The sequence below is a fragment of the Streptococcus sp. 2106 genome (assembly GCF_013277315.1).
Taxonomy (GTDB): Bacteria; Bacillota; Bacilli; order Lactobacillales; family Streptococcaceae; genus Streptococcus; species Streptococcus pseudopneumoniae.
In genome coordinates this window covers 1-8,849 of the sequence record NZ_VMMS01000080.1, presented here as the reverse complement: position 1 = coordinate 8,849, position 8,849 = coordinate 1, and the positions used below count along the sequence as shown (strand labels likewise).

Here is an 8,849-nt window from a genome sequence, read left to right as displayed (position 1 = left end):
GATTTTCATTGAGTATAATAATTCAAAATTGATTGTGATGGGACTATTCTAGCTTTAGAATTCTTTAAAAATTAAAATTTAAAGCAATCAATGGCTTAGAATAGTGCGAAAACATTTAGTTTATAGGGATTCTAAGTCTAGAATTACATAGATATTTATGAAGTCAGGGTGTTCGATAGTTAGGATTGTTCTATTCTGAAAGATTTGAGCTGTCAATTGTATAGGATAGTGTTTTACTAATGAATTTTGTTGAAAGATTCCTTGTTTTATGGCAGTCTAAAGTAAAAGAAAGCCTTATCATTATATTTTCATTTGTTAATAATGTATTTCGACTTTATCTAATGTAGAAGAAAGAAATATCATGAAACGTTTATGACTTGTAGGAAAGAGAATGTGAACTAAAATAGATTTAGGAGTAGGTAGATGAGTAATCTAGAGTCAATTCGTAAAGCGCATATCATCGTGTGGGGTGCCTACCTATTTTTATCATTAAGGGCGCCGCTAATTAGCAGCACGGAGTATTTCTTGCTTCTTTTTTTAGCGTTTCTCTATTCGATAGTATCGCTCCCTATATATTCAGTGAAAAATAAAATAGTATCTATCTGTCTAGCCATAAATTCGATTCTGTTAATGAGTTTCCCGATTTTAATCAATAAATATTTCCCAGGAAAGGTTTCTACTTATATCGTATTAATCAGTATTTTTATCCTGGAGTTTTTAATCTTTAATAAAATTGGTAAAGATTTTGATACTAGATTAGCTAGTGAGTATAGGAAAATCAGTCAGTTTAAAAGTAAGATGTCTCAATCTCCTTGGATAAAATATTTAGAGATTTCTAGTTTTATATTAACTATATTTCCATTTATTCTTCATGGTACAGTTGATAATCGTGTATTGACTCTTATCTTTTTGATAAAAATTTGTGTAGATACTACGATAAAGATTCTATTAAACAGAATCTTTAATTCAAGTGAGATGATGAAAAGGAGGATATTTTCTCTTTTTGTACTAGATTTGATTGTCTATTTATTTTTAGGCTATGTTTTAGCAATCCAAAAAGATGGATACCTATTTTCAATTCTACTAATTTTTTCTAATTTTTCACTTCCCTTTATCAGAGAAAAAGAGTATGAATTATTTAAAAATAAGAAGTAAGATAAATATGGTTAAATCTTAGTTCTCTTTAAAATCAAATCAGATAGAGAAAGGATATCTTATCTAGGTAACTAAGTACTATAAACAAAGTTGACGATTACCTGTTAGGAAACTATCCTAACCATGCAACGTTAAAGAGAAGAAATCTTATGAAACTCATATCACTAAATAATTATGCTGCTATTAAGTAAGAAGAGATGAGGTGTATTGATAGGGGCTTACCTCTACATAAAGACGGGGGAATGTTACAGTAAACGTAGCCACTGCTTATTTTATGGGGAATTAAATATGTTTAAACTAAGTGATAGAGTCAGAGTGGTCTTTGCTATTTTAGGAGTAAGTTCCATATTGGTTAGTATGTATCTTATACCTTTTATTAAAACTGAGAATAAATTTTGGGAAATACTTTTATTTATATTAGGTGTATTGCTAATTGGAATTGCGTTACTAAGTCATAAAAAAATTAAATTTTGGAAATAGCGTTAGTGAGAAGGACAGGATAATAGTATTATGATGGTTGTTTTAATTTTGATGGTTGTGGTGTTTCTGTATTATGTAATTACCGAGTATTTTCAGAATAGTTATATTGACTGTATACTATTTCTAACATTGCTGATTTCTCATTTGATATGGAATTACTATTTTTTGCCCATTGAAGTCTTAGTAGCATTAAGTGGAGTAAATTTGCTGTCAAGATTTTTCAAAAAAAAGAGAAGTCAATAGAGTTGTTAGTGGATTATAAAGATGAAAGGTAAAATTGGAATATCTAAAATGAAACATTTTATTGCAGGAATTGGTGAGATAAGATTTATTAGTTATCTATTGTCTCTATGTGTAGGACTAGCCCCTCTTTTTCATATCTATGTCATAGGTTCTGAAATGAATTTTGTGAAAATAGTATTATCTATTTTGGGAGTCATATTTGTATGTATTTTAACTATTGCTCGAATTTATAGAAGATTTTTCTATAATTCACTAGATTAGTATGGATTAGTTAATCCATTAGAACTATTATTCTTTGTGGTACTATACTACTTTTAAATTTTTACATTGAACAGCTGGCTGAAGTGAAAGTTGTTTATCTTAGAAAGGAAAAAACCAAATTGTCCTACAAATTTCTACTCTTCGACCTCGACCACACTCTTCTTGATTTTGATGCTGCTGAGGATGTGGCTTTGACTCAACTCCTAAAAGAAGAAGGGGTTACAGATATTCAGGCTTATAAAAACTATTATGTTCCTATGAACAAGGCTCTCTGGAAGGACTTGGAGCAAAAGAAAATTAGTAAACAAGAGCTGGTTAACACGCGCTTTTCTCGTTTATTTGCTCATTTTGGACAGGAAAAAGACGGTAGTTTTCTAGCCCAGCGGTACCAATTTTACCTCGCCCAGCAGGGGCAAACTTTTTCAGGCGTTCATGAACTCTTGGATAGCCTCATCGAGCGAGATTTTGACTTGTATGCTGCGACAAATGGCATTACTGCCATTCAGACAGGGCGCTTGGCTCAATCTGGTCTAGCACCTTATTTCAATCAAGTATTTATCTCAGAACAGCTGCAAACACAAAAACCTGATGCTCTCTTTTATGAAAAGATTGGCCAACAGATTGCAGGTTTTAGCAAAGAAAAGACGCTGATGATTGGAGATTCCCTAACCACCGACATTCAAGGTGGCAATAATGCGGGGATTGATACTATCTGGTACAACTCTCATCACCTCGAAAATCACACACAAGCCCAGCCTACTTACGAAGTCCATTCTTACAAAGACTTGCTGGATTGTTTAGATAAACTGTAAAAAGTGGTTTAGAAAGCCACTTTTTGCTATAATAGAGGCAGTAAAAACGAAGGAGTCGACTATGGAACACTCGTCTTGGCATGCTTTGATTAAGGCGCAATTACCTGAGGGTTATTTCGGTAAAATCAATCAGTTTATGAATCAGGTCTATGGTCAGGGGACTGTTTATCCACCCAAGGAAAAGGTTTTTCAGTCTCTCTTGACAACACCGCTTGAAGAAGTTAAGGTGGTGATTCTAGGGCAAGATCCCTATCACGGGCCAGGTCAAGCGCAGGGTTTGAGTTTTTCTGTTCCTGACTCTATCCCAGCTCCGCCATCCTTGCAAAATATCTTGAAAGAATTAGCAGATGACATCGGAGTTAAGAAATCTCATGATTTAACGTCTTGGGCTGAGCAAGGAGTCTTACTTCTTAATGCATGTCTGACTGTTCCTGCTGGACAAGCCAATGGTCATGCTGGTCAGATATGGGAGCCATTTACAGATGCTGTGATTCAGGTGGTCAATCATCTAGATAGACCAGTCGTTTTTGTACTCTGGGGAGCTTATGCACGTAAGAAGAAGGCCTTAGTTACCAATCCTCATCACTTGATTATCGAATCAGCCCATCCCAGTCCTTTGTCAGTTTATAGAGGATTTTGGGGTTCCAAGCCTTTTTCCAAGGCCAATGCATTCTTAAAAGAAACAGAACAAGAGCCAATCGATTGGCTTAGATAAGGAGAAAATATGCCTCAGTTAGCGACAATTTGCTACATTGACAATGGAAAAGAATTGCTCATGCTCCATCGTAATAAGAAGCCAAATGATGTCCATGAAGGGAAATGGATTGGTGTGGGTGGTAAGTTAGAGAGAGGAGAGACACCTCAGGAATGCGCGGCGCGTGAAATCCTCGAAGAAACAGGGCTCAAAGCCAAGCCAGTTCTAAAAGGTGTCATCACTTTCCCTGAATTTACACCAGATTTAGACTGGTACACCTATGTTTTTAAAGTGACGAAGTTTGAGGGTGACTTGATTGATTGTAACGAGGGGACGCTGGAATGGGTTCCTTATGATGAAGTTCTGAGCAAGCCAACTTGGGAAGGTGATCACACCTTTGTTGAATGGCTTTTAGAGGATAAACCCTTCTTTTCAGCCAAGTTTGTTTATGATGGGGATAAATTGTTGGATACCCAAGTTGATTTCTATGAATAAAGGAGAAAGCAGATGCTACTAATCAAAAATGGTCGTGTAATGGATCCCAAGTCTGGTTTGGATCAAGTGTGTGATGTCTTAGTTCAAGATGGGAAAATTATCAAAATTGCGCCTGAGATCACGGAAGAAGGAGCAGAAATCATAGATGCTAGTGGTCTTGTAGTTGCTCCTGGCTTGGTCGATATTCATGTTCATTTCCGTGAACCGGGACAAACTCATAAAGAAGATATTCATACGGGTGCCCTAGCAGCTGCTGCAGGTGGTTTTACAACGGTTGTCATGATGGCTAATACTAGTCCAACCATTTCAGACGTGGAGACTTTGCAAGAAGTTCTCCAGTCAGCTGCCAAAGAGAAGATTCATGTTAAGACGGTTGCGACCATTACTAAAAACTTTAATGGCCAAGATTTGACTGACTTTGAGGCACTCTTAGAAGCTGGTGCGGTTGGTTTCTCAGACGACGGTATTCCGCTTGAGAGCAGTAAGATTGTCAAGGAAGCCATGGAAGAAGCCAAAAAACTCAATACCTTTATTAGTCTCCATGAGGAAGATCCAGGATTGAACGGTGTCCTTGGCTTTAATGAAAATATCGCTAAAGAACATTTCCATATCTGTGGTGCGACTGGGGTGGCTGAGTATGCTATGATGGCGCGTGATGTCATGATTGCCTATGCAACTAAGGCTCATGTTCATATTCAGCATTTGTCTAAGGAGGAAAGTGTTAAGGTAGTGGAGTTCGCTCAGAGATTGGGTGCGCAAGTCACAGCAGAAGTAGCACCACAGCATTTCTCTAAGACCGAAGCGCTCCTTTTGACACAAGGTAGCAATGCTAAGATGAATCCGCCACTTCGTTTGGAATCAGACCGTCGTGCTGTTATCGAGGGTCTTAAATCAGGCGTCATCACAGTTATTGCGACAGACCACGCGCCTCACCATGCGGATGAAAAAAATGTTGAGGATATTACCAAAGCGCCATCTGGTATGACAGGCTTGGAAACATCCCTATCTCTTGGCTTGACCTATTTGGTGGAAGCTGGTGAGTTAAGCTTGATGGAATTGCTTGAAAAAATGACATACAACCCATCCAAGCTTTACAACTTTGAAACAGGTTACTTGGCTGAGAATGGTCCGGCGGACATCACTATTTTTGATGCTAAGGCTGACCGCCTTGTGGACTCCCATTTTGCTTCCAAAGCAGCTAATTCACCATTCATCGGTGAAACCTTAAAAGGGAAGGTTAAATACACCATCTGTAAGGGACAAATCGTCTATCAAGCTTGATAGGAGTTGGAATATGAATTATTTTCGAAAACGTAGGGAGAGAAAAGCAAAATCTAATAGCGGAATTTACTGTCCCGCATCTAATCGTTCTAAAATTCAATATGAAACTAAAGAAAAAGCTGACCATGCGGTTCAATATGATAATGGAGGTTTAGTTAGAAGCTATTATTGTCGAACATGTGCGTGTTGGCATACTACTTCAAAATCTAATAATCCTCCGCTAAGTTTGAAAAACTATGGTCTGAAACTCTTTGGTTTAGATAAATCAGAATAGAAAGAGAAGTATGTATAAGACAAAGTGTTTACGAGAGAAGTTAGTATTATTTTTAAAAATTTTCTTCCCAATCCTGATCTACCAATTTGCCAATTATTCTGCCTCTTTTGTTGACACTGCAATGACAGGTCAATACAATACTATGGACTTGGCTGGTGTGTCTATGGCAACCAGTATCTGGAATCCTTTCTTTACATTTCTGACAGGGATTGTGTCGGCCTTGGTGCCCATCATTGGTCACCATCTTGGACGAGGAAAAAAGGAAGAAGTTGCGTCTGATTTTTACCAATTCATCTATCTGGCCTTGGGTCTATCTGTGGTCTTGCTGGGGATGGTAGTTTTCCTGGCACCACCCGTTTTAAATCATATCGGACTAGAAGTACCAGTGGCAGCAGTAGCGGTTCGCTATCTCTGGTTTTTATCTATCGGGATTATCCCCTTGTTGCTCTTTAGTGTCATTCGTTCCTTGCTGGATTCGCTGGGGTTGACCAAACTGTCCATGTACCTCATGCTTTTGTTACTTCCTCTCAATAGTGGATTTAACTACCTCTTGATTTACGGAGCCTTTGGTGTTCCAGAACTGGGAGGTGCTGGGGCTGGTTTAGGAACTTCTTTGGCTTACTGGGTCTTGCTGGGGATTTCTGTTCTGGTTTTATTTAAACAGGAGAAGCTCAAAGCCTTACACCTTGAGAAACGCATTCCGCTTAATATGGATAAAATCAAGGAAGGAGTTCGTTTAGGTCTGCCTATTGGGGGAACTGTTTTCGCGGAAGTAGCTATCTTTTCCGTGGTTGGCTTGATTATGGCTAAGTTCTCGTCCTTGATTATCGCTAGCCACCAGTCAGCCATGAACTTTTCAAGTCTCATGTACGCCTTTCCTATGAGTATCTCATCGACTATGGCGATAGTCGTGTCTTATGAAGTGGGAGCCAAGCGATTTGATGATGCGAAAACCTATATTGGTCTAGGAAGATGGACAGCCCTTATTTTTGCGGCCTTCACCTTATCTTTCCTTTACATTTTTAGGGGAAATGTGGCTAGTCTTTATGGGAACGACCCAGAATTTATCGATTTGACAGCATGTTTTTTGACTTATAGTCTTTTCTTCCAGTTAGCAGATACCTTTGCGGCACCGCTTCAGGGAATTTTACGGGGGTATAAGGATACCGTTATTCCTTTTTACCTTGGTTTGGTTGGTTACTGGGGAGTGACACTCCCAGTAGCTATGGTATTCGACTCTCTAACAGATTTTGGAGCTTATTCTTACTGGATTGGTTTGATTATTAGTCTAATCGTGAGCGGGGCTCTCTACCGTTGGCGTTTAACTGTGATTATGAAGAGATTTGAATCCAGAAAAGCTTGATTTTTAGAATTCCTACAAGCAAAAATATCCTTCCTTATCTGCATTATTTTTGCTATAGTTAAATTAAGTAGTAGGCAAATGAGAATTTCAAAAATATAGAAACGATTGATATTGCACGCTATTTCGCTGGTATTAGCCGTGAAGAAATCGCTGAAGCGGTAGTTGGATAAATCAAAAAGAAGTTGGTTGTAGGACCAGCTTCTTTTTTAAAATCATATATTACATAATTTATTTTATGTATTTCATAAACTATCTAGAGCATTCTTTTGTTCATCATTAACGATATGGGTATAGAGGTCAGTGACTTGTGTGCTGGCATGTCCTAGCTGGTGACTGACCAAAACTTGAGATTTAGTTGCATCATAGAGTCTAGTTGCTAGGGTATGGCGCAGTTTATGGGGTGTTACACGGACTTTGAAGTCCTCTGAGTATTTAGCAACCATTTTCTCAACGCTGGAAGCGTCAATACGATTGGGAACACCTCTATAGAGTGTCAAAAAGAGGGCTGTGTCTGTTTTTTCCGTCTTATAGCGTTGATTTCGAATGGCCAGATAATTCTCTAAATAAGGCTTAGCAAAGGCAGCGACATTGACAGAGTCACGTTTGCCACCTTTTCTAGTGACATCGATAACCATCATCTTGAGATTGAGATCTCTTAGATCCAGATTAACAGCTTCAGATAAGCGAACACCCGATGCCAAGAGAAGGGCAATAATGGCCAAATCACGTTCTTTATTTTTATTAAATGATGAAAGAGCTCGATTTGAGAGCTGTTGTGGGTAATCTTGGTCTATATAAGTCAGAAACCCTTCTGTTTCATCACCTAGAAAGAGCTTTTGTTTGATGTTTTCAGCTCTGGCAGCAAGGGTTTCTTTCTTTTTCTTGGTTGAAACTTTCTTCATTACATTTCGATAGAAATAAGGTTCTCCCTGGTCGTTTTCAACTTCCTCGGTCAGATATTTGTAAAGACTGGAAAGAGCTGATAAGGTCCGATTGATGGTCGTTTGGGAAACGCCTTGCTTGGTTGTATTGGCATTCAGCAAAGGACGTTCACGTAGATAAAGGATGAATGATTCTATGTCTTTCTTAGACATATTTTCCAAGACCGATAAAGAAATATCAGACATTTTATCGGCGTTTGAAATTCCAGACTCCAAAACCCAGCTAAAAAATCGATCGTATTCCTTGAGGTATTCGTACAAGGTTGTAAAACTGTAGGGCACAGCCAGCTTAGATTGGTAGTATTCCAGAACATACCAGGGCATGATTTGTTTTAGTTTGTCGATTCGTTCCAGTAAAATCTCACGTTTCATGTATTTTCTCCATAAATAAGTCTACTAGTAGTATAGCATAGGCTTATATATTTTTCAAGAAAATTATAGTTTTTCGGAAAGATAGTGTGGGATTTTTTAGACCTGAGTAAAACAGATCTAAGTCTTTGGAGTTTCTATTGAGAATCATTAGCTAGTGCTTTTTCTAGTTTCCAAATACTAAACCAGAATGAAATAGTCAACAGAATAAAGAAAATCATAAAGAACTCACCCATTAAACTTCTGTTAATACTACACAACTGAAGAGCTATATAAGGAGCTATGAGATACAAAATACATTGTATAATTGCTATTGTTTTCTTTTTCATGATTTTAATCTTACTGTACAGATTTGATACAGTAAACTCCTTTCTAGCTTTATGCTTTATCATTTCTAACTTAATTATAGTCTTATTTTACCAAAGTTCAATTATTTGTATGTAAAATTCCTTATCTGTAAAAAGTCATAACCACCCGTGAA

General features: G+C 37.6%; 11 protein-coding genes and 1 pseudogene. 11 read left to right on the top strand and 1 reads right to left on the bottom strand.

The features are described from left to right. Nucleotides 1–423 precede the first annotated feature (423 nt). From HT723_RS08805 to HT723_RS08770, 11 genes and pseudogenes are all read left to right on the top strand, one after another. On the top strand, nt 424–1,155 hold the full coding sequence (locus tag HT723_RS08805) for a hypothetical protein (protein WP_023933365.1): 732 nt from the start codon (nt 424–426) through the stop codon (nt 1,153–1,155). Nucleotides 1,156–1,443: 288 nt separating this feature from the next. Continuing rightward, on the top strand, nt 1,444–1,635 hold the full coding sequence (locus HT723_RS11960) for a hypothetical protein (protein ID WP_049512412.1): 192 nt from the start codon (nt 1,444–1,446) through the stop codon (nt 1,633–1,635). Between the two features lie 30 nt (nt 1,636–1,665). Beyond that, the gene (locus HT723_RS11680) at nt 1,666–1,878 is read left to right on the top strand and encodes a hypothetical protein (protein WP_042764040.1); all 213 of its coding nucleotides are present in this window, start codon (nt 1,666–1,668) and stop codon (nt 1,876–1,878) included. A gap of 48 nt (nt 1,879–1,926) precedes the next feature. Next, entirely contained in the window at nt 1,927–2,139 is a 213-nt protein-coding gene (locus tag HT723_RS11675) for a hypothetical protein (RefSeq protein WP_049512436.1), read from the top strand. Between the two features lie 119 nt (nt 2,140–2,258). Continuing rightward, entirely contained in the window at nt 2,259–2,951 is a 693-nt protein-coding gene (locus tag HT723_RS08800; RefSeq protein WP_049512416.1) for a YjjG family noncanonical pyrimidine nucleotidase, read from the top strand. Between the two features lie 61 nt (nt 2,952–3,012). Beyond that, complete coding sequence (locus tag HT723_RS08795; protein ID WP_049512417.1) at nt 3,013–3,666, top strand: uracil-DNA glycosylase; 654 nt, start codon at nt 3,013–3,015, stop codon at nt 3,664–3,666. A gap of 9 nt (nt 3,667–3,675) precedes the next feature. Continuing rightward, complete coding sequence (locus HT723_RS08790; protein WP_061750126.1) at nt 3,676–4,140, top strand: 8-oxo-dGTP diphosphatase; 465 nt, start codon at nt 3,676–3,678, stop codon at nt 4,138–4,140. Nucleotides 4,141–4,152: 12 nt separating this feature from the next. Further along, the gene (locus HT723_RS08785; RefSeq protein ID WP_172935048.1) at nt 4,153–5,421 is read left to right on the top strand and encodes a dihydroorotase; all 1,269 of its coding nucleotides are present in this window, start codon (nt 4,153–4,155) and stop codon (nt 5,419–5,421) included. Nucleotides 5,422–5,434: 13 nt separating this feature from the next. After that, nucleotides 5,435–5,695 (top strand): hypothetical protein, encoded by a 261-nt coding sequence (locus HT723_RS08780; RefSeq protein WP_001105920.1) that lies wholly within the window; start codon nt 5,435–5,437, stop codon nt 5,693–5,695. Nucleotides 5,696–5,705: 10 nt separating this feature from the next. Further along, a complete protein-coding gene (gene pdrM / locus HT723_RS08775) occupies nt 5,706–7,058 on the top strand; it encodes a sodium-coupled multidrug efflux MATE transporter PdrM (protein WP_172935047.1) in 1,353 nt (450 codons plus the stop codon). Nucleotides 7,059–7,147: 89 nt separating this feature from the next. Beyond that, nucleotides 7,148–7,228: pseudogene (locus HT723_RS08770) on the top strand (lipoate--protein ligase); the annotation flags it as partial. Between the two features lie 72 nt (nt 7,229–7,300). Here HT723_RS08770 and xerS read toward each other — a convergent pair. Then, a complete protein-coding gene (gene xerS, locus HT723_RS08765; RefSeq protein ID WP_172935046.1) occupies nt 7,301–8,371 on the bottom strand; it encodes a tyrosine recombinase XerS in 1,071 nt (356 codons plus the stop codon). Nucleotides 8,372–8,849: the final 478 nt, after the last annotated feature.